16 protein-coding genes, 1 pseudogene and 1 riboswitch are annotated in these 20,667 nt (G+C 67.4%); of the genes and pseudogenes, 6 read left to right on the top strand and 11 right to left on the bottom strand.

Features of this window, described 5'->3' with window-relative positions; all coding sequences use genetic code 11:
• Window positions 1–82 precede the first annotated feature (82 nt).
• Entirely contained in the window at window positions 83–538 is a 456-nt protein-coding gene (locus ACVWWW_RS03700; protein WP_081672277.1) for a phasin family protein, read from the top strand.
• 242 nt (window positions 539–780) lie between these two features.
• On the opposite strand, the pseudogene ACVWWW_RS03695 reads toward ACVWWW_RS03700, so the two are convergent.
• Together ACVWWW_RS03695 and ACVWWW_RS03690 are read right to left on the bottom strand one after the other, a co-directional pair.
• Window positions 781–3,937, bottom strand: a pseudogene (locus ACVWWW_RS03695) (multidrug efflux RND transporter permease subunit).
• A gap of 6 nt (window positions 3,938–3,943) precedes the next feature.
• Entirely contained in the window at window positions 3,944–5,128 is a 1,185-nt protein-coding gene (locus tag ACVWWW_RS03690) for an efflux RND transporter periplasmic adaptor subunit (RefSeq protein ID WP_036143192.1), read from the bottom strand.
• A 197-nt stretch (window positions 5,129–5,325) separates the two neighbouring features.
• On the opposite strand from ACVWWW_RS03690, the gene ACVWWW_RS03685 reads away from it, so the two are divergent.
• The 3 genes from ACVWWW_RS03685 (at window position 5,326) to btuB (ending at window position 8,390) form a co-directional block, all read left to right on the top strand.
• A complete protein-coding gene (locus ACVWWW_RS03685) occupies window positions 5,326–5,814 on the top strand; it encodes a GAF domain-containing protein (RefSeq protein ID WP_027083828.1) in 489 nt (162 codons plus the stop codon).
• 3 nt (window positions 5,815–5,817) lie between these two features.
• Window positions 5,818–6,183: a TfoX/Sxy family protein gene (locus tag ACVWWW_RS03680; RefSeq protein ID WP_036143195.1), complete on the top strand. Its 366-nt coding sequence runs from the start codon at window positions 5,818–5,820 to the stop codon at window positions 6,181–6,183.
• 33 nt (window positions 6,184–6,216) lie between these two features.
• Window positions 6,217–6,432, top strand: a riboswitch (cobalamin riboswitch).
• Window positions 6,433–6,557: 125 nt separating this feature from the next.
• Entirely contained in the window at window positions 6,558–8,390 is a 1,833-nt protein-coding gene (btuB, locus tag ACVWWW_RS03675) for a TonB-dependent vitamin B12 receptor (RefSeq protein ID WP_027083829.1), read from the top strand.
• Between the two features lie 36 nt (window positions 8,391–8,426).
• Here the strand turns inward: btuB and ACVWWW_RS03670 are convergent, their stop codons facing one another.
• From ACVWWW_RS03670 to ACVWWW_RS03660, 3 genes are all read right to left on the bottom strand, one after another.
• Window positions 8,427–8,924, bottom strand: coding sequence for a hypothetical protein (locus tag ACVWWW_RS03670; RefSeq protein ID WP_051235538.1), 498 nt, complete (start codon window positions 8,922–8,924; stop codon window positions 8,427–8,429).
• Window positions 8,925–9,035: 111 nt separating this feature from the next.
• On the bottom strand, window positions 9,036–9,419 hold the full coding sequence (locus ACVWWW_RS03665) for a GtrA family protein (protein ID WP_027083830.1): 384 nt from the start codon (window positions 9,417–9,419) through the stop codon (window positions 9,036–9,038).
• On the bottom strand, window positions 9,416–11,416 hold the full coding sequence (locus tag ACVWWW_RS03660; protein WP_027083831.1) for a hypothetical protein: 2,001 nt from the start codon (window positions 11,414–11,416) through the stop codon (window positions 9,416–9,418). Before ACVWWW_RS03660 ends, ACVWWW_RS03665 begins: the two co-directional genes overlap by 4 nt.
• Before the next feature lie 106 nt (window positions 11,417–11,522).
• Here ACVWWW_RS03660 and glmU point away from each other — a divergent pair, with 106 nt between their 5' ends.
• Window positions 11,523–12,893 carry a bifunctional UDP-N-acetylglucosamine diphosphorylase/glucosamine-1-phosphate N-acetyltransferase GlmU gene (gene glmU, locus ACVWWW_RS03655; protein ID WP_027083832.1) on the top strand — a complete coding sequence of 457 codons (1,371 nt, stop codon included), beginning with the start codon at window positions 11,523–11,525 and terminating at the stop codon, window positions 12,891–12,893.
• 5 nt (window positions 12,894–12,898) lie between these two features.
• A complete protein-coding gene (locus tag ACVWWW_RS03650) occupies window positions 12,899–13,330 on the top strand; it encodes a GNAT family N-acetyltransferase (RefSeq protein ID WP_036143385.1) in 432 nt (143 codons plus the stop codon).
• On the opposite strand, the gene ACVWWW_RS03645 is transcribed toward ACVWWW_RS03650, so the two are convergent.
• The 6 genes from ACVWWW_RS03645 to ACVWWW_RS03620 form a co-directional block, all read right to left on the bottom strand.
• Complete coding sequence (locus ACVWWW_RS03645) at window positions 13,331–14,641, bottom strand: sensor histidine kinase (RefSeq protein WP_456998637.1); 1,311 nt, start codon at window positions 14,639–14,641, stop codon at window positions 13,331–13,333.
• A gap of 34 nt (window positions 14,642–14,675) precedes the next feature.
• Window positions 14,676–16,007, bottom strand: coding sequence for a sigma-54-dependent transcriptional regulator (locus ACVWWW_RS03640; protein WP_027083835.1), 1,332 nt, complete (start codon window positions 16,005–16,007; stop codon window positions 14,676–14,678).
• A 61-nt stretch (window positions 16,008–16,068) separates the two neighbouring features.
• Entirely contained in the window at window positions 16,069–17,292 is a 1,224-nt protein-coding gene (locus ACVWWW_RS03635; protein ID WP_027083836.1) for an FtsX-like permease family protein, read from the bottom strand.
• A 12-nt stretch (window positions 17,293–17,304) separates the two neighbouring features.
• Window positions 17,305–18,615 (bottom strand): ABC transporter permease, encoded by a 1,311-nt coding sequence (locus ACVWWW_RS03630; RefSeq protein WP_027083837.1) that lies wholly within the window; start codon window positions 18,613–18,615, stop codon window positions 17,305–17,307.
• 10 nt (window positions 18,616–18,625) lie between these two features.
• The gene (locus ACVWWW_RS03625) at window positions 18,626–19,345 is read right to left on the bottom strand and encodes an ABC transporter ATP-binding protein (protein WP_027083838.1); all 720 of its coding nucleotides are present in this window, start codon (window positions 19,343–19,345) and stop codon (window positions 18,626–18,628) included.
• A gap of 35 nt (window positions 19,346–19,380) precedes the next feature.
• Window positions 19,381–20,655: an HlyD family efflux transporter periplasmic adaptor subunit gene (locus ACVWWW_RS03620; RefSeq protein WP_027083839.1), complete on the bottom strand. Its 1,275-nt coding sequence runs from the start codon at window positions 20,653–20,655 to the stop codon at window positions 19,381–19,383.
• Window positions 20,656–20,667 lie beyond the last annotated feature (12 nt).

The raw sequence follows: 20,667 nt of genomic DNA, 5'->3' as shown, positions 1-20,667 counted from the left end.
GTTGTTGCACTGCACAACGGACAGGCCTATGCTGCAACGCACCATCAACGCTGTATCGGCCTTCAAGGCCAGGAGCCCGCCCATGTACGCACAGTTCAACGAGCAGTTCGCCGCGGCCACCCGTCAGTTCGCCGACACGGCCGCCCGCATCAACCGCCTGACCCTCGAGAATGCCGAGGCCATCTTCGGCCTGCAGCTCGCCGCCATCGAAGAGCGCAGCACCGCGACCTTCGCGTTCCTCGGCGAAGCCGCCCAGGTCCGTGACCTCGACGGCGCCAAGAACCTGTGGCCGAAGGGCGCGCAGATCGCCCGCGAGAACGTCGAGCGCGCGCTGACCACCGGTCAGGACGTCCTCGGCCGCGTCGCCAAGGTCAACGAGTCGGTTGCCCAGATCGCCAAGGGCCAGTTCGAGGCCGCGACCCGCACCGCGAACGACACCGTTCGCCAGGCGCAGGACCAGTTCTCGCAGGCCGCCAACGGCGCCGCCAAGGCGACCGAGCAGACGGTCAACGCCGCTGCCGGCAAGTCCGCGAAGTAAGTTTCTCTCTCCAGTTCCCACTGGAACCGAACCCGGCAGCTCGCGCTGCCGGGTTTTTTTATGTCTGCGTGTTGGTGATGTGCGCCCCAGACGTCCGGGCTGCATCGCGCGAAGTGCCGTGATCGACGCAGACGGGCTCGCGCGATAGCAACATCGCAACCCTGCTCGGCCGGCGTCGTCACGCCGCCAAAAAAGAAGCCCCCGCAATGCGGAGGCTTCGATTTGCAGCGGGTCGACTCGACTCAGAGCGGAATCTGTCGATGGATCTCGTTCGGGTCGAGCTTCGGCGGCTCGTCCAGCTTGTCGCCCAGCAGACGGCGCACGGCTACGTAGAACACCGGTATCAGCAGCAGGCCGAGGAACGTCGCGAACAGCATGCCGCCGATGACGCCGGTACCGATCGCGTGACGCGAGTTCGCGCCTGCGCCCGTCGAGATCGCGAGCGGCATTACGCCCATGATGAACGCGAACGACGTCATCAGGATCGGCCGCAGTCGCAGCTTCGCCGCTTCCACCACGGCTTGGCGCAGCGGCTTGCCGAGCTGACGCTCCGCGATGGCGAACTCGATGATCAGGATGGCGTTCTTCGCCGCAAGGCCGATGACGGTGATCAGGCCGATCTTGAAATAGATGTCGTTCGGCAAGCCACGCATCATCGACAAGACGATCGCGCCCAGCACGCCCAGCGGCACCACCAGCAACACCGACACCGGCACCGACCAGCTTTCGTACAGCGCCGCAAGGCACAGGAACACCACGACGATCGATAGCAGCATCAGCATCGTGGTCTGGCTGCCCGACAGGATTTCCTGATGCGACTGCCCGGCCCAGTCGTAGCCGAAGCCCGGCGGCAGGTCGTTGTTGACGATGCGCTCCATCGACGTCATCGCCTCGCCCGAACTCTTGCCCGGCGCCTGCGAGCCCACAATCTCCACCGCGGCGAAGCCGTTGTATCGCGTGAGCGACGGCGCGGCGACCGTCCATTTCGAGTGCACGACGTTCGACAGCGGCACCATGGCGGCGGTGCCATCGGCCGACGTCATGCCGGGTGCGGGCGTGTAGAAATGCGCCAGCGATTCGGGCCCGGTTCGATACGGCGCGTCGGCCTGCATGGTCACGTGCTTGACGCGGCCGCCCTGAACGAAGTCGTTGACGTACACCGGCGCGAGCATGATCTGGATCGCGCTGTAGATGTCACCGACCGACAGGCCCATCGCCTGCGCCTGCACGCGGTCGACGTCGAGCTTGAGCTGCGGTGACGGCTCGAGCGTATTCGGACGCACGCCGACCAGCGTCTTGTCCTGCCCCGCCTTCGCCAGCAACGTGCCCATCGCCTGCTGCAGCGCTTCACGGCCTTGGCCGCTGCGATCCTGCAGGTACATGTCGAAGCCGCCGAATGCACCGAGGCCGTTCACCGTCGGCAAGTTGATCACGAAGATCTGCGCGTCGCGGATCGGGAACAGGTGCATGTTCGCCTGCTGGATGAACTCCGTCGCCGTCGTCTTGCGTTCGTCCCACGGCTTGAGCTTGATGAACGCCATGCCGACGTTCTCGCCCTGGCCGATGAAGCTGAAACCGGCGACCTGCATCATTCCGGCGTAGCCGTCGATCTTGTTGACCGACTGGCGCACCTGCTCGAACACCGCTTCGGTACGACGCAGCGTCGCGCCCGGCGGCAGCTGCACGATCGCGAGTGCATAGCCCTGGTCTTCTTCCGGCAGGAACGAACCCGGCATGCGCCAGAACAGGAAGCCCGTGAGCACCGCCAGCAGCGCGAACACGCCCATCCATCGCGGCGTGTGCTGCACGGCGCTGCGGATGTGGCCGACGTACGTCGTCGCCATGCGGTCGTAGATGCGGTTGAAGCCGCGGAAGATCGGGTTGCGTGCGTCGTGATGCGCACTCGGCTTGAGCAGGTTCGCGCACAGCGCCGGCCGTGAAACCGAGTGCGAGGAACGCCGAGAACAGCATCGCCATTGCGATGGTCAGTGCGAACTGTCGATACACCGCACCTGCCGAACCGGCCTGCAATGCGCTGGGCACGAACACCGCGGCGAGCACCAGCGTGATCGCGATGACCGCGCCGGTGATCTGCTGCATCGCCTTGTAGGTGGCCTCGCGCGGCGGCAGGCCTTCCTCGGTCATGATGCGTTCGACGTTCTCGATCACCACGATCGCGTCGTCGACCACGATGCCGATCGCCAGCACCATGCCGAACAGCGAGAGCTGGTTGATGGTGAAGCCGAGGATCTTCATGCCCAGGAACGTGCCGAGCAGCGCGACCGGGATGACCAGCGTCGGGATCAGCGTCGCTCGGATGTTCTGCAGGAACAGCAGCATCACCAGGAAGACGAGCACCATCGCCTCGAGCAGCGTCTGCACGACTTCGTCGACCGACACCTGCACGAAGTCCGAGCTGTCATACGGCGAGAACCACTGCACGCCCTTCGGGAAGCTCGGCTGCAACTCGTCCATGCGCTTCTTGACGGCGGCGGCGACGGCGAGCGCGTTCTCGCCCGGTCCAAGCTGCACGGCGAAGCCGGCGGCCGGCTGGCCGTCCCACTTCAGATCGAAGCTGTGCGCCGAACCGGTGACCTCGACGCGCGCGACATCGCGAAGGCGCACGCTGGCGCCGTTCGGATCCGCGCGAAGCAGGATGTTCTCGAACTCCTGCGGCGTGGAGAAGCGACCTTCCGCCGCGACAGTCGCGGTGAACATCTGCGATGCCGGCGACGGCTCGCCACCGACCTGGCCCGCCGAGAACTGCACGTTCTGCGCGCGCACCGCGGCCAGCACCTCGCTCGCCGACAGGCCGTAGGCCTGCAGCTTGTCGGGGTTGAGCCAGATGTGCATCGCGTATTCGCCGCCGAACAGCTGCGTGCCGCCGACGCCGGGAACGCGCGAGATCTGGTCGAGCACGTTGGATGCGAGCAGGTCGGACAGCTGGTCCTTGCCGATCGCGGGATCCGTCGATCGCAGTGCGACAACCGACAGGAAGCCGGAGTTCGCCTTCGCCACCGTGATGCCATTACGCGTGACGTCCGCCGGCAGACGCGGCGTCGCCTGCGCGACCTTGTTCTGCACCTGCATCTGCGCGATGTCGGGATCGACGCCGGGCTTGAACGTCAGGTTCACCGACGCCGAACCCTGGCTCGACGACGCGCTGAAGTAGTCCAGCCCGTCGATGCCCGTGAGCTGCTGCTCGATGATCTGCGTGACCGCGCGCTCGACGGTCTGCGCATCCGCACCCGGATAACTCGCCGACACGCCGACCTGCGGCGGTGCGATGTTCGGGTACGACTCCACGCCGAGGCCGCGGATCGAGAGCAGGCCCGCGAGCACGACCATGATCGCGATCACCCACGCGAACACGGGGTGGTTGATGAAGTAGCGGGACATGGCGGATCAGCCCTTGCGCGCGACGGGCGCGGCAGGCGGCGCAGCACCCGCGGCAGGCGTTTCCGTCCACGGCACCGCCTTCACCGCGGCACCCGGCTGCGCCTTCTGCAGGCCCGAGACGATCACGCGATCGCCCGGTGCGAGGCCGCGATCGACGATCCACTTGCCGTCCTGCTGACGATCGGCGCCGACATCCTTGCGCGTGACCTTGTTGTCCACGCCGACGACATAGACGTACGCGCCCTGCGCATCACGCAGCACGCCGGCCTGCGGCACGAGGTACACGCCGTTCTGCAGGCCCAGCGTCGCGCGCACGCCGACGTAGGTGCCCGGCAGCAGGCGACGGTCGTGGTTCGGAATGCGTGCCCGCAGCGACACCGCGCCGGTGGCCGGGTCGACCACGCTGCCTTCGAAGTCCAGCGTGCCGCGTTCGGCATTCATCGAACCATCGGGCAGCACGATCTGCACGTCGCGATCGGCGGGCTCGCCGCTGGTCTGCGCGCGACGCAGCTGGTCGAGTTCGGCGACCGAGATCGAGAAGTTCGCGTACAGCGGATCGATCTGGTCGACCGTGGTGAGCAGCGTCGCCGTGCCCTGCCCGACCAGCGCGCCTTCCGTCACCTGCGCGCGACCCGCACGGCCGGAGATCGGTGCACGCACCGTCGAATAACCGAGGTTGATGCGCGTGCTCGACAACGCGGCGCGCGCCTGCTGCACGGCCGCCGCGGCGGAACGTTCGGCCGCGAGCGCGTTGTCGACATCGGACTTCGCGATGTACTGCGTCGGCGCGAGTCGGCGCGCGCGTTCGGCGGTCGCGTGCGCGTTGGTGTAGCTGGCTTCGGCCTGTGCGACCGCCGCCTGCGACTGGCCGGTCGCCGCGCGCAGTTCCGCCGGGTCGATCTCGAACAGCGCCTGGCCTTCGCGCACGTCCGCGCCTTCCTCGTACAGGCGACGCTGCACGATGCCCGGAACGCGGGCGCGCACGTCGGCGCTGCGGAACGGCGCGAGTCGACCGACCAGATCCTTGCTCAGCGGCAGCGCTTGCGGCGCGACTTCGACCACGCCCACTTCGGCCGGCGGCATCGCGCCGCCGGGGCCCGTGCCCTGCTGCTGTGCGTCGCCACCCTTGCAGGCAGCGAGGCCGAGCGACAGGACGCCGGCCGCGACGATGAGGCGCGTGTTGAAAGTCATGCGGGGGCTCCGAACGAGGCTGCAGGCCAATTTGTGCACTGCGGAGTATAGCTATGCCCGAAGCGGCTGCCCGGGCGGAAAGTCATGCGCGACCACCGCGACGACGCACGGTCGCCATCGGTCGTTGCATGGGCATGACACAGTCAACGCATGAAAGCGGCGCATCCGGCCGCGGGGCTGCGCGCTAGACTTCGCGCATGACCTTCGCCGCCTCCACGCTCGACGGCACCAAGCCCGAGCAGTACGCGCAATTGCTCGAGCAGGCGCACGGCCTGCTGCACGGCGAGCGCGATCGCATCGCCAACGCGGCCAACCTGTCGGCGCTCGTCTACAACGCGCTGCCTTCGCTCAACTGGGTCGGCTTTTATTTCTTCGACGGCACCGAACTCGTCGTCGGACCGTTCCAGGGCCTGCCGGCCTGCGTGCGCATTCCGCTCGACAAGGGCGTCTGCGGTGCCGCGGCGTCGACGCGCGAAACGCAGCGCGTGCCGGACGTGCATGCATTCCCCGGACACATCGCCTGCGATTCGGCATCGCGTTCGGAAGTCGTCGTCCCCCTGATCGCGCGCGACGGTTCGCTGATCGGCGTGTTCGATCTCGATAGCCCGGAACCCGATCGTTTCGACGCCGACGACCAGCGCGGCCTCGAAGCAATCGCGCACGCCTTCGTCGAATCCCTGGGCTGAGCCATGACCGACGCGCCGAAAATGCTCAACATCGGCGGCAAGTCGGCGGCGTGGCTGCGACAGGTGGGCCTGCGCACCTGGGATGACGTCAACGCGATCGGCGCGGTCGACGCTTACCTGCGCGTCAAGCGTGCGGGCTTCAAGCCCAGCCTCAATCTTCTGTATGCGCTGGAAGGCGCGCTGACCGGTTGCCACTGGCAGCAGGTCGACATCGAGCGCCGCGCGGAACTCACCGCGCTCGCGCAGGCCGGCGTCGCGCTGCTGCCGTCGTCGCGACGCGGCCCGCCGGCGTCCGAAGTCACGACCACGATGGGCGACGCTCACCAGCCCGAACCCGATGTCGAAGCGCCTGATGCGCTTTCGTTCTGAGCGACGCCGCGCGCGGCACCGTGCTTTCCCGTAGACTTCGCGCCGCTTTCGGGTGACCTGCGATTGGCAGGTTGAAACGGGAATCCGGTGACGCGCACTGCGCCAGCCCGGCACTGCCCCCGCAACGGTAAGCGAGTCGATCCGCGGCATCGGCCACTGTGACGTCACGTCACGGGAAGGCGCCAAGGAGGGATGCGAAGTCGGCATCCACTCGCGAGTCCGGAGACCGGCCCGATTGTCGACTGGTTGCGATGCGGAGGGCATTGCGGCGGCTCGCGTCGCCTTGCTGCGCGCCGTCGTCCCGCTTCCGCCTTCTCCTCGCGATTCCTTATGACCGCACGACGTGGGGTCGTGCACGCCGGAGAAGTACCGCAATGACGTATCGCCTCATCACCCTCGCCATCGCTTCGTCGCTGGCGACGCCCGCTTTCGCGGACGACGCGACCAAGCTCGACACTGTCGTGGTCACTGCCAACCGCGCGCCGGTCGCCGTGCGCGACGTGCTCGCGCCGGTCGAAGTCATCGATCGCGCCGAGATCGAACGCAGCCAGGCGCGTTCGCTGCCCGACCTGCTGCGCGGCCGCGCCGGCATTTCGATCGGCAACCAGGGCGGGCTAGGCAAGCTCACCACCATCTTCATGCGCGGCTCGGAATCCGACCACGTGCTGGTACTCGTCGACGGCGTGCGCATGGGTTCGGCGACGTCCGGCCTCGTCGCGTTCCAGGACATTCCGGTCGAGCTGATCGACCGCATCGAAATCGTGCGCGGCCCGCGCTCGAGCCTGTACGGCAGCGAGGCCATCGGCGGCGTCATCCAGATCTTCACCAAGCGCGACACCGGTGCGCTGACGCCGCGCATGTCGATCGGCGCAGGCAGCCGCGATACGTATGAAGCAAGCGCGGGCTTCGGTGGCCGCGTGGGGCGGGGCTGGTTCGGCGCGGATTATTCGCATCAGGAGACGCGCGGGTTTGACTCGTGTCGCGGCGCCGGATTTCCGGTGTTCGCCGGCTGCTTCGCCGATGAACCTGATCGCGACGGCTACACGCGCGATGCGCTGTCGCTGCGCGGCGGTATCGACATCGCCGAGGGCTGGAAGGCCGACGCGAACGCGCTTCGCGCCGAAGGCGACAACGAATACGACGGCTTCTACAACCGCTCGACCGTCGTGCAGCAGGTGGTCGGCGGTGGCGTAACCTGGACGCCGTCGAGCAATGCGTCGCTGCGCCTGCAGGCGGGCCGAAACCGCGACGCGTCGGACAACTTCTCCGGCACCACGTTCCAAGGCGACTTCGCGAGCAATCGCGACACCGCATCGCTGCAGGGCGACTTCACCGTCGCCGCCGGCCAGCGCATGAGCGCGGGGCTGGAATGGCAGCGCGACGAAGTGCAGAGCACGACCAGCTACGTCCTCAAGCAGCGCATCGATCGCGCGGGCTTCCTGCAGTACCAGGGCGACTTCGGCATGTTCGACCTCGAAGCAAGCGCGCGTCATGACGACAACGAGCAGTTCGGTGGCCACTCGACCGGCAACCTCGCCTTCGGCGTCGACTTCGCATCGCAGTGGCGCTTCACTGTTGGCGCCGGCACCGCGTTCAAGGCGCCGACGTTCAACGAGCTGTACTACCCGTTCGGATTCGGCAATCCGGATTTGCGTCCCGAGGGTTCACGCACGATCGAAACCGGCTTGGCATGGAACGCGGCGAACTCGGGTGCGCGCCTGGATCTCTACCAGACCAGCGTCGAAGAATTGATCTCATATAGCGCGAAGTCGCGCCGCCCCGAGAACATCGATCGCGCACGGCTGCGCGGCGCCGAGCTGAGCGGCAATACGACACTCGCGGGCTGGGTGGCGTCCGGCAGCATCAGCTGGGTCGACGCGAAGAATCGCAGCGAAGGCCTGTCCGGCTTCCTGCTCCCGCGCCGTGCACGTGAAAGCGCGCGGCTGGATCTGGACCACGACTTCGGCGCGTTCCGCTTCGGCGTCACCGGTGCGGGCGAAGGCGCACGCTACGACGATCTCGGCAATACGCGTCGCCTCGGCGCCTTCGCGACGTTCGACCTGCGCGCGGAATACGCGTTCACGCCCGCGCTGCGACTGCAGGCGCGGCTGGAGAACGTGTTCGATCGCGCGTACGAAACCGTCGAGTACTACCGTCAGTCCGGCCGCGGCTTGTTCGTGACCCTCCGCTACGCGCCCACGCTGTAACCGCGTCGCGACCGTCGGCAGATGCCGGCGGTCGCGTCAGTGTCGCCCGGGTGCAGGCACCAGTCGTGCGAGCCGTTCGTAGTCGATCGACAGGCCGGTCATGTCGGGTCGCACCGCCCGCAGGGTGCAGACCAGCTCGCCGTAACTGTCGGCGAGTTGTGCGAACAGCGTCGCGTATGCGGTGCGCCCGGCGTCGGCGATGCCGGCGTACGCACTGCGCCCGATGTCGATGAAGTAGCGGACGTCGACGCGTCGTCGCTCCGCAAGCGCGGGATACAGGCCCGCGATCAGCAGGCAGCGGTCGCCGACATCGCGCAATGAATCGTCGCGCGCGCGACCGGTGAGCGACTGCGCATGCAGCCATTCGATCGCCTGCGTGCGCGCGAGCAGGTGGCCGTCGCCCTGGTGCCTGAGCAGCACGAAGACGAGGTAGCTCTCGCGCGATTCGTCGAGCGCGCAACCGGCGCGCTCGCCCGCTTCGTGCACCAGCGTCTGCCACAACTCGGCAGGCGCGCCCCGACGCAATTCGACCATCCCCGGACCTCCGTCGCCAAAGACCCACAACCTGGCTATCGGCCCGCGCGGGGCCGACTGGAGATAAGAATTAACCGGCGTCCGGTGAACGCTTCGAAACCGCGACGGGCGTCAGCGGCGATAGACCCAGTGCCGCGACAGCAGGAAGCCGATCACGCCGAGGATGAACTCGACGCCGGGCTTCGCGATCCATGCCCAGTGCAGGCCGACGCCGCGATCGATCGCGCCCAGCGACCATGTGCTGACGATGGTGGTCGACACCCACATCACCATGTAGCGCGTGAATTGCGGGCCGCCCGGCGCGGTGTCGCCATCGCCGAAGGTGAAACGCCCGTTCATGCGAAAACCGAGCATCGCGCCGGCGATGCGGCCGATCACGTTTGCGACCTCGATGCTCATGCCGGCATGGCTCAGCGCGACCACCACGGCCCAGTCGACCAGCCACTGGATCAGGCCGATGGTGAGGTACGCGCGGCTTTGTCGGCTGAGGCTCATCGTGGACCGGGTTCGGGAAGGCGCCAGCACTCTACCGGGCCGACGGTCAGGATCGGGTGGGCGGCGGTGCGGGCAAGGCCCGCAAGGCGCGCGGGGGTTGCGTCTTGTTCACGCAGGAGCACGACGTCGATGCGGTTCCCGCGCAGCAGCTGGGCCCATGCGGCACCGGTCGGGTCGGCGTCCGCCTGCATCGCCGCCGTATTCAGGCGCGGCGAATACCAGAGCGTCGTGCGCCCGCGGCCGACGAGCTCGGCATGCGCTGCGCCGCCGAGGTCCAGCACCGTGGTGTCAGGCGCGAGCCTACGGAGTCGTGCAATGGCGAGACGCTCGGGCGCGTAGCGCGCAAACAGAGGCGCGTCGCGGCCGCCGGCGACGAGCGCGCGCTTGATGCCGCCGGTATGCAGGATCCATTGCGAGTTGGCTTGGAACGCGAGATCGAGCACGCATAGCGCGATACCCAACAACGCGACCCGGCGCGGCGGCATGACGCGCTGCATCGCGACGACCGCGATCGGAATCATCAACACGATCCCGGGCACGACGTACCGCGCGTAAGCGATCAGCACCATTGGCGCGGCGATAGCGAACAGCGCGCAGACGGCGAGCACGCGGGTGCGACGGTCGATCAATGCAGCGATCGCGGCGCCCGACAGTGCGATGAGCGCGAACCCGATGCCGCCGTTCCAGCCTTCGAGGTGCGCGCGCGTCATGAAGGTCATCGACCACGGAAGCGGCACGTCTGCGACCGTGTGCCAGCGTGGATCGTTGAAGTTGATCGGCGCGAAGCATGGCGAGCGGAAGATGTCGTTGAGTAGCGGCAACACCGGGTTGCCGCAGGTCAGCGTCGCGTAGGCGTAGCTCGATCCGGCGACTGCGAGGAAGGCGAGCGATGCGACGAGCACCGTCCCGAGGCGCATGTCCTTTCGACACCGCCATGCGGCGATCAGCACCAGTGGGGCCGCGGCGAGCAGATGGATGGACTTGAGGCCCGCGAGCAGGCCCGCGAGCATGGCGATTGCGATCAGTCCGCGCGCGCCGCTTTGCGGTTTTGTCGCGAGACATGCCAGCGCGAGCATCACCGCCATCGCCGGCAGCTCGGTCTGCATGCTGCCGGCGAGTGCCGCGATGGGCGGCAGCGTGGCGACCAGCGCGACCGTCAATGCACGCGTTGTCACGGTCGCACCGAGCAACGCCGCAAGCCGCGACGAACCGACGGCGATCGCGAGCAACCACATCGCATCGACGGCACCGCGCGCTTCCTGCCGCGCGATCACCTGCGCGATGCCCTGCAGCACATCGCCCGCCCACGGCGACAGCGCCCACACCTGCTGCGATGCGTCGAGCGTGTAGCGCCGGTGCTCCATCAACTGCCAAGGCAGGCCGAGGTGATAGGCGAGATCGTCGTACTGCAGCGTCGGCAGCCAGGTGCCCGCCAATGCGAGCCCGACGGCAAGCGCGGCGGCGGTCCAAGCACGTGGTGACTCGTCGACGGTCGAACGCCATGCGTCGCTCGTGACACGCAATACGCCGACCAGTGCGCGGCTGCCAAGCGCGACCAACCCGACGAACGCCACGACATACAACCAAAGCGAATGCATCGGTACCGGCAGCAACCAGCCGACGATCCCCGCTATCACCGCGGCGCCGACGCCGAAGGCAGTCGCGATGTCTTCGACGAACCACGTGCCGACCGCGATCGCACCTGCCGCCAGCAGCACGGTCGCGAGTACAGGCGCCGGCCCCGCGATCACGACCAGCGCAATCAACCCGATGAGCCCGACGCCATCCGCCGTACGGCGCCTCGCGACGCGCGCCACGCTCCATGCGATCGCCAGCCACAGCAGCGCAAGCACCAGCGATTCGCCGAACCGCGCAGTCGGGAGCGCCGTCCACATGCGGTGGCCGACGAAGCCCGCCACGCAGGCGAGCGCGCCCGCTTCGACGAGGCGTCGCTGGAGAAGGACGCCGGGCGTCGGGGGCGAAGGCGGTACGGACACGGGCGGGGATGGTAGAGGCTCGCCCGCTGCTTGGGCAGCCGCGCCTGCCGGCCGTCACCGGCGCGACCGTTAGAATCCTGCGTCCACCCTGCCGTCTGTGACCGCCATGTCCGCGCCCCTGCACGTCGTCATCCTCGCCGCCGGTGAAGGCAAGCGCATGAAATCCGCGCGCCCGAAGGTGCTGCAGCCGGTGGCGGGCATTCCGATGCTGCAGCATGTGGTCGACACCGCCCGCGTGCTCGAGCCGGCCGGCATCCACGTGGTCTACGGCCATCACGGGGAGCAGGTGCGCGCCGCATTCGACGGGCAGTCCGACCTCGACTGGGTCGAGCAGACCGAGCGCCTCGGCACCGGCCACGCCGTGCTGCAGGCGATTCCCGAAATCGACCAGGAAGCGCGCGTGCTCGTGCTGTATGGCGACGTCCCGTTGATCCGAACGCACACGCTGCAGACGCTGCTCGAAGCCGAAGGCCGCATCGCGATGCTGGCCGCCGAAGTCGACGACCCGAACGGCTACGGCCGCGTGATCCGTGACGCCGCGGGCAAGGTCGCGCGGATCGTCGAGCAGAAGGACGCGAGCGATGACGAACGCCAGATCACCACGATCAATACCGGCATCCTCGTCGCCGACGCCGCGCCGCTGCATCGCTGGCTGACGCACCTGACCAACGACAACGCGCAGGGCGAGTACTACCTCACCGACGTGTTCGCCGCGGCCGCGGACGAGTTCGGCCCCGCGGAGATCGTGCTGGTCGACGATCCGATCGAAGTCGAAGGCGCGAATGATCGCTGGCAACTCGCGCAGCTCGAGCGCGCCCTGCAGCGTCGTTGCGCGCATGCGCTGTGCGTGGCGGGCGCGACGCTCGCCGATCCGAATCGTTTCGACCAGCGCGGCACAGTGCGCGTGGGCATGGATGTGTCGATCGATGTCGACGTGATTCTCGAAGGCGAAGTGGAACTCGGCGACGGCGTGCGCATCGGGCCGTTCACGCGTTTGAAGGACGTCAAGCTCGGTGCCGGCACGGTGGTGCGCGCGCATTGCGATCTTGAAGGCGTGGTCGTCGATGGCGCCGCGCAGATCGGCCCGTACGCGCGACTTCGCCCCGGCACCGTGTTGGCCGACGGCGTGCACATCGGCAACTTCGTAGAGACCAAGGCGACAACCATGGGCATCGGCAGCAAGGCCAACCACCTCGCCTACGTCGGCGACTCGGTGGTCGGCAGCAAGGTCAACATCGGCGCGGGCACCATCACCTGCAATTACGACGGCGCGAACAAGCACCGCACCACGATCGAGGACGGCGCGTTCATCGGCTCGAACTCGTCGCTGGTGGCGCCAGTGGTGATCGGTGCCAACGCGACGATCGGTGCGGGCTCGGTGATCACCAAGGACGCACCGGCGGGCGAACTCACCGTCGGACGTGCGCGTCAGGCCACGCTGGAAGGCTGGCAGCGCCCGACCAAGACGCCGAAGTGAGCGACGTGTTCGTCGTCAGCACCGATCGTGCATCGGTCGATGTCGACCTGGTGCATCGCTGGCTGTCGACGCAGTCGTACTGGGCGCCCGGCATCCCGCGCGAGACCGTGCAGCGGTCGATCGACAATTCGCTGTGCTTTTCCGGACTGCTCGTTGGGCGGCAGGTTGCGTTCGCGCGCGTGGTCACCGACTTCGCGACGTTCGCCTATCTCGCCGACGTATTCGTGCTCGACGAGGTGCGCGGCCGCGGCTACGGCATGCAGCTGATGGACGCGGTGTTCGCGTATCCGCAACTGCAGGGCCTGCGCCGGTTCATGCTTGCCACCCGGGATGCGCATGCGCTGTACGCGCGCTACGGATTCACGCCGCCGGTGAAGCCGGCATCGCTGATGGAGCGGTACGCGCCCGACGTCTACGTAATGCCGAAGCCGGACTGATCAGGCCGGAAGTGTCATCGACACGCACAGCCCGCCGTCCTGACGATTGGCGAGCGACACGCGCCCGCCGTGCGCCTCGGCGATCTCGCGCACCAACGCCAGCCCCAGCCCTGTGCCGTTGCGCTTGGTCGAATAGAACGGCAGCAGCGCGTTGGCGAGCACGGCTTCGTTCATGCCCTGCCCGCGATCGAGCACGTCGATTCGCCACGCGTCGGGTAGGCGTCGCAACATCAGCTCGACACCGTCATGTGTCGAACCGGATTCGTGCGCGTTCTTGAGCAGGTTGAGCAGCGCCTGCTCCATCTGTGCGATGTCGATACGCGCCACGCCGTCGATGGTCGTCTCGCCCTTGAACGGCACCTGCGCCTGCAGCTGCGCGAGAAAGCGCGACCACTCGACCGTCTCCAGCCGCGGCGCAGGCAACTTCGCGAAGCGCGCGTACTCGCGTATGAAGCCTTCCAGATGCCGCGCACGTTCCTCGATGGTCGATAGTGCGATCGGCAGCCGCTCGTACTGTCCGCGACGCACGAGCTCAGCACCGGAATGCGCGAGCGATGCGATCGGCGCCAGCGAGTTGTTGAGCTCGTGCGAGATCACGCGGATGACCTTCTTCCACGTCTGCACTTCCTGGCGTCGCAGCTCGGCGGTGAGCTGTCGCAGCAGCACGAGTTCGTGTCGACCACCGTTGAGGCGGAAGTGACGACGCGAGAGGTGGTAGATGTCCTCCTCGTCGTCATCGCCGACGGTGAACATCGCGTCGCCGCCGCGCTCGAAAGCATCGCGCAGCGCTTCGGGTGATTCGGCAAGCAGGTCGTCGAACGTGCGACCTTCAAGGCGACGACCTTCGCCGAGCATGCGACGCGCGGCGAGGTTCGCATGCACGACATGGCCGGACGGCCCGACCAGCACCATCGACACCGGCGTGTTCTGCACCATGGTGTCGAGCAGCAGCTCGCGCTGCACGAGCGCGGCGCGTTGCTCGCGCAAAACATCACCGAGTGCATTGTGACTGTCGACGAGTTCCTGCAGCTCGCCGTCGCCGTTCCAGGTGATGCCGAAGCTGAAGTCGCCATCGCGATAGCTGGCCACTGTGCCCGCCAGCGCGCGGAACAGCGAACGCATCGGTGCCAGCACGCGACGCACGTGGTAGGCGAGCAACGGCAGGTCCACCAGCACGCCGAGCAGCATCGACACGCCGAACGCATGGAACACATAGCGATACAAAGCCAGCGCGATCGTCGAGGCGATCAGCGCGTGCAGCGCTGCGAGCAGCGTGAATGCGGCGGTCAGCGGGAGGCGACGCCGGCGCACTTCGCGCGCTCCAACAAGTCGTGGCAATGGCGGCTCATGGCCGCGCGATCCCCAGCCGCTCCATGCGCCGATACAGCGCCTGACGGCTCAGGCCGAGATCGGCCGCGGCCTGCGCGACGACGCCGGCATGCCGCGTCAACGCCGCTTCGATGCTGCCGCGGTCCGGCTCATCGCTCGTGGCGACGGCGACCGGCGTCGGCAATCCGAGATCACGCGCCTCGATCGCATCACCGCGCGACAGCAGCGCCGCACGCTGCACCACGTTACGGAGCTCGCGCACGTTCCCCGGCCATGCATGCGCGACCAGCGCGCGCTCGGCATCGGCCGCAAAACGCTTGCCGCGTGGCAGAAAGTGTCGCGCGAGCGGAATGATGTCGTCGGTGCGCTCGGCGAGCGCGGGCACGCGCACTTCGACGGCATTGAGGCGATAGAACAGGTCCTGCCGGAACTGGCCCGAAGCGATCATCGACGGCAGGTCCGCATTGGTCGCGCTGACCACGCGTACCTTGACCGTGCGCTCGCGATTGCCGCCGAGGCGTTCGAAACGCCCGGTCTCCAGCACGCGCAACAGCTTGACCTGCCCGGCCGGCGACAGCGTGCCGATCTCGTCGAGGAACAGCGTGCCGCCGTCGGCGGCTTCGAACTTGCCTTCGCGTGCTCGCGTGGCGCCGGTGTACGCGCCCGCTTCGGCGCCGAACAGTTCGGCTTCGATCAATTCGCCCGGCAGCGCGCCGCAGTTGAGTGCGACGAACGGGCCGTCCTTCACTGCCGAGTTCGCATGCACGATCTCCGCGAATTTTTCCTTGCCTGCGCCGTTCGGACCGGTGATCAGCACCGGCAATTCCGACCGCGCGACCTGGCAGGCCAACGACAACGCGGCCTCCGTCATCGCATCGGCGAACACGACGTCACGCAGGTCGAACTCGCGCGCGAGTGCTTCGCGACGTCGACGCTCGGACGACAGGCGACGACCGATCTCCTGCCGCGCCTGTGACAGCTCGAGCAGGTTGTTGACCGACGCCATCAAGCGCCGGTCGTCCCACGGCTTTCCGAGGTAATCCGCGGCGCCTGCACGCACCAGATCCACCGCGGCATCCAGATGCGTCCACGCCGTGAGCAGGATCACCGGCAGGTCCGGATGCCGCGCGCGGATCTCGGCGAACAGCGCGCGGCCCTCCTCGCCCGACGTGGTGTCGGCGTGGAAATTCATGTCCTGCACGACCAGGTCGACCATCTCGCGATCGAGCAGCGCGAGGCCATCCTGCGGCGACGACGCCGGCACCGTCTCGATGTCATGCAGCGAGAACAGCACCTCGAGCGCGGTCGCCACCGCGGGGTTGTCGTCGATGACGAGCACGCGGGCCATCAGTGCATCGCTTCCCGGTGCTCGCGTCGATCGTGGTCGGACATGGTTTCCCCTGCAGGCGTCAGGCGCTGCGCGTGGCGATCGCGGGTGGAACCGCGGCTGCGCGCGACGCCGGCCCGTACACCGCCAGTATGCCCAAGCCCCACAGCGTCAGCATGCCGTAGCCGAGATACGGCAGTGGCAGGCGCGGCAGCTCGAGCTTGCTCACCAGCACCTGGTTCAGCGCGAGCGCCAGCGCGACACCGATGACCACGCCGATCGTGGTGATCATCGCGTTCTCGACGAGGAAGTAACGCAGGATGTCGAGCTTCGTTGCGCCCAGCGCGCGGCGCACGCCGATCTGCTTGCGACGCTGCGTCACCCACAGGCTGGCGAGGCCGACGATGCCGCTGCCCGTGACCAGCAACAGGCCGATCGTGACCGCAATGAGCATGCCGGCGACGGCGTGCTCGCTCTGGTAGCGACGCGCGCGATATTCGTCAGTCGACCGGTTGCTGGTCATGACGCGGTCGTTGCGCAGCTTGCCGAGTACGTCTTCCGCCGCACGCATCACGCGATCACGCTGACCCGGTGCGGTGCGCACCGCGTAGCTGCCTTCGCTCACGAGATAACGCACCGGAAGCACAAAACCGCTGTAGGCGTTATCGGTGCGCTGCGCGAACGGCGACATCAGCTGGTCGATGACACCGACCACGCGCAGCGGCACCGCTTCACCACCTGCGCCCAGCGACACCGGGCGGCCGACGTACGACGTCGCGTCGGGCCACAGCTTCTTCGCCATCGTCTTGGTGACGATCACGCTGTCGGCGGCGAGCTGGCCGGTGTCCGGGTCCACGGTGCGCACGTCGTCCGGCGTGAAATCACGGCCTTCGATGATCTTGACGCCGAGCGTCTTGGTCAGCGAATCGGGCGTGAAGTAGGCGGCGCCCGCGGTGCCCGACGCATCGTCCTGCGGCGTGGTGGTGAGGCCCAGGCCCCAGCCGCTCTGCGTCATCGGGAACTGGTTGATCCACGCGGCGTCGACTACGCCCGGAATCGCGCGCAGCGTTTCGACGTCGCGCTTCTGCATCGCTTCCTTGTCGGTGGGCTTACCGATCGTCTGGAAGTCGATATAGAACGTGTTGGCTTCGTCGAGACCGGTGGGCCGGTTCGAACGCGCGACGCGATCGTTCACGATGTACAGCGCGTTGGCGATGATCGCGAGCGTGAGTGCGATCTGCGCGGCGATGAGCACGGCGCCGGTCTTGCTGCGCAGGAGCGCAGACAGAATTGGACGGATTTCCATGATGTTCTCCGCTTACTGCGACTTGAGCTGGACGGCGGGACGCACCTGGCAGGCACGCCAGGTGGGCAGCAGGCCGGCGAGCAGGCTGGCGGCCAGCGACAGGCCGATCGCCGTGCCGAACATCACCCAGTCCATGTGCGCCATCGCCTTGATCTGCGTGGACTGCCGCGACATCAGTGCGAGGATCGCGAACGTCAGCGCGACACCGAGACCACCACCGACCAGCCCGACCACGCCCGACTCGGTGAGGTACTGCTTGAACACTTCGATGCGCGGCGCACCCAGTGCACGACGCACGCCGATCTCGCCGCTGCGTGCGGTGAACTTGGCGAGCAGCAGGCCGATCACGTTGACCAGGCAGACCAGCAGGAAGCCGAACGCGAGCCAGGTCTGCAGGCGGCTGTCGTCGCTGACGACTTCCTGCTTGTCCAGCCATTCGGTGACGTTGTAGATGCGATTGTTGAGCGGGCGCTCGAAACGGCCGAGCTTCTTCTGCTCACGCGAGTAGTCGTCGAGATACTGCTTGTAGCTGGCGCGATCACCGGCGCTCGCGAGCTCGGCCCAGAACTGCACCCACACGCATTCCGAATCCATCAGGCCCTGGTAGCCGGGCTTGATCTCGCCGTTGGAATTGCATTCGACGCTGCCGTTCGGATCCATTTCCTTGCTGATCGCGTTGTTGAACGGGATGAACACGTCCTCGAACGCCAGCGTATTGCCGCCCACGAGCCGGTAGAACTTCGGCAGCGGCTCCCAGCGGTCGATGACGCCGGTGACGCGGTAGTCGCGGTTGTCGAAATGGATGGTGCGGCCGATGGCATTCGCCTCGCCGAACACGCGGCCGGCCAGCGACTTGGAGATCACCGCGACGTCGCCACCGCGGCTGTCGTCGCTCGCGCTCCATGCACCGCCGGCGGCGAACGGCACGTCGAACATGCCGAAGAAGTCGTTGTTGACCGCCACGCCTTCGACGAGTTCGGGACGCGCGTCCGGCTTGTCGCTGGCGACCGCGCCGCCGATACCGAGCACCGCCGTCGAATGCGGCGTCTTGCCCGATGCGCGCAGCGCCATCGCATCGCGATAGGTGAGCTGCGTGGGCGGATCCTTGCTGGGGTTGGGCTGCTGCAGCGGCGCGTTGTCGAGCAGCGGCACGATCAGGCGCGCGGACTTCTGCGGGATGGGATCGCCGCTCATCGCATACAGCAGCGTGAGCGACGACATGCTCGCAGCGACGCCGACGGCGAGCGTCAGCACCATCAATGCGGTGAGCACGGGGTTGCGCCGCAGGTTGCGGACGCCGAGCTTCAGGTAATAACTGAACATGGCGATGTCCTCAGGCGGAAGCCTGCATGTCCGGATGCGTGACCGCGTGCAGCGCGGACGCCGCGCTGATGTCGGTCACCAGTCCGTCCATGATGTGGATGTTGCGCTGCGCACGCGCGGCGAGTTCCGGATCGTGCGTGACCATCACGATCGTGGTGCCCTTCGCGTTGATCTCCTCGAGCAGTTCCATGACGCCGCGCGCCATCTGCGAATCGAGGTTGCCGGTCGGTTCGTCGGCGAGCAGCAGGCGCGGGCTGCCGGCGAGCGCACGCGCGATCGCGACGCGCTGCTGCTGGCCACCCGAGAGTTCCGCCGGGAAATGCTTCATACGCGACGACAGCCCGACCTGACCCAGCGCTTCTTCGATGCGCTTCTTGCGATCGGCCGACGAGAGCTTGCGATAACGCAGCGGCACGTCGACGTTGTCGAACAGGTTGAGGTCGGGAATCAGGTTGAAGCCCTGGAAGATGAAACCGATCTTCTCGTTGCGCAGCTTGCTGCGCTGGCCGTCGTTGAGGCCGCGCGTGTCGACGCCGTCGAGCTTGTAATCACCGCCGGTGAAATCCTCGAGCAGGCCGGCGATGTTGAGGAAGGTCGTCTTGCCCGAACCCGACGGGCCGGTCACCGCGACGAACTCCCCTTCGCGGACGTGGATGTCGAGCCCGCGCAGCGCATGCGTCTCGATCATGTGGGTGCGGTAGACCTTGCTGAGCTGGCTCATGTGGAGCATCGGGACGTCCTCGACTGCGGGATTCGGAAAAGGAATTAGTTGGAGATGGAGATTTTTTCGGCGTCGCCGAACAGGTCGCTGCCGGCGACCACGATGCGGTCGCCCGGCTTGGCGCCGTCGAGCAGTTCGACGGCGGAAATGCTGGTGGCGCCGACGCGGATCGGGCGCTTGGTCGCACTGTTGCCGTCGACGAAATAGGCATAGCGACCGGCGGCGGCATCGACGAACGGGCCACGCTCGACCATCACCACGTTCGGGCGCTCCTCGATCAACACGCGTGCGTTGACGCGCTGGTTCTGGCGCAGGCCCGGCGGCTGCTTGCCGTCGACGAAGCGCACGCGTGCCAGCACTTGGCGGTTCACGACTTCCGGCGAGATCGACGAGATCGTCGCGTTCGCGGTGTTCGCGCCGACCTGCACCTGCGCGGTCATGCCGAGGCCGAGGTCTTCGGCATAGGTTTCCGGCACTTCGAGTTCGACTTCGAGGCGCGACAGATCGACGACGGTGAGCAGCGCAGCGTTCGCGGGCACGACCGCGCGATCAGCAACCAGCGTCGTGCCGATCACGCCATCGATCGGCGCGCGCACTTCGAGCTCATCGACGCGACGCTGCGCTTCGATCACGACCAGTCGCTGGCGCTGCGCTTCCTGCGCGCTGGTCTGAACGCTGAAGCCGGCGCTGGTGCCGGTGAGCTGCGCGGCCTGGATCGCGTTACGCGAGCGGATCTGCGCGGTCTTGAGCGCGTCCTGCGCGCGCAGGTAGTCGATCTCGGCCAGCGCGCCGCCCTTGAAGCCGCGCTCGATGCGCTGCAGGTCGCGTTCGGCGGACTGCAGCGCAATCTGCGCTTCGTCGGCTTCCTTGCGTGCGTCCAGCCGCGAACGCGACGCCGCGATGCGCGCGGTGCCGGTCTGCGATTCGAGCTGCTGCAGCGTCGAACGCTCGCGCGCCAGTTCGCTTTCGAGTTCGGGCGACACCAGCCGGGCGAGCACGTCGCCCTTCTTCACCTTGTCGCCCGCGTGCTTCTCGAACACGACCGTGGATGCCACCGGCGCGTACAGCGTCGGGCTGACCGCGGCCACCACGCGACCGTTGACCTGCGCGTCGCGCACCAGCGTGCCGCGGGTGACCTCGGCGATGCGCAGGCGCTGCACGTCGATCGACCGCGAGCCGGTGAAGCGCGCCGCGACGCCGAAAGCGAGCACGAGCGCGACCACGGCGACGCCGCCGACGAGGTACAGGCGGCGCCGGCCGCGGCCGGGTTCGGTGGTGGAAACCTGCACGTCCTGTGCGGAGGTGTCGCGAATGGCCATGGGATCGACAAA

The organism is Lysobacter sp. HA18, assembly GCF_054057595.1.
Note: the sequence above shows the minus strand (reverse complement) of the source record. Positions and strands in the feature narration are given on the sequence as shown.

Bases quoted from the DNA above. Each gene is read 5' to 3' on its own strand.
- ACVWWW_RS03690 (WP_036143192.1), bottom strand. From the start codon at position 5,128: ATGACTTTCAACACGCGCCTCATCGTCGCGGCCGGCGTCCTGTCGCTC.
- ACVWWW_RS03665 (WP_027083830.1), bottom strand. From the start codon at position 9,419: ATGAGCCTCAGCCGACAAAGCCGCGCGTACCTCACCATCGGCCTGATC.
- ACVWWW_RS03670 (WP_051235538.1), bottom strand. From the start codon at position 8,924: ATGGTCGAATTGCGTCGGGGCGCGCCTGCCGAGTTGTGGCAGACGCTG.
- ACVWWW_RS03700 (WP_081672277.1), top strand. From the start codon at position 83: ATGTACGCACAGTTCAACGAGCAGTTCGCCGCGGCCACCCGTCAGTTC.
- ACVWWW_RS03625 (WP_027083838.1), bottom strand. From the start codon at position 19,345: ATGCTCCACATGAGCCAGCTCAGCAAGGTCTACCGCACCCACATGATC.
- ACVWWW_RS03620 (WP_027083839.1), bottom strand. From the start codon at position 20,655: ATGGCCATTCGCGACACCTCCGCACAGGACGTGCAGGTTTCCACCACC.
- btuB (WP_027083829.1), top strand. From the start codon at position 6,558: ATGACGTATCGCCTCATCACCCTCGCCATCGCTTCGTCGCTGGCGACG.
- ACVWWW_RS03685 (WP_027083828.1), top strand. From the start codon at position 5,326: ATGACCTTCGCCGCCTCCACGCTCGACGGCACCAAGCCCGAGCAGTAC.
- ACVWWW_RS03635 (WP_027083836.1), bottom strand. From the start codon at position 17,292: ATGGAAATCCGTCCAATTCTGTCTGCGCTCCTGCGCAGCAAGACCGGC.
- ACVWWW_RS03640 (WP_027083835.1), bottom strand. From the start codon at position 16,007: ATGGCCCGCGTGCTCGTCATCGACGACAACCCCGCGGTGGCGACCGCG.
- glmU (WP_027083832.1), top strand. From the start codon at position 11,523: ATGTCCGCGCCCCTGCACGTCGTCATCCTCGCCGCCGGTGAAGGCAAG.
- ACVWWW_RS03630 (WP_027083837.1), bottom strand. From the start codon at position 18,615: ATGTTCAGTTATTACCTGAAGCTCGGCGTCCGCAACCTGCGGCGCAAC.
- ACVWWW_RS03680 (WP_036143195.1), top strand. From the start codon at position 5,818: ATGACCGACGCGCCGAAAATGCTCAACATCGGCGGCAAGTCGGCGGCG.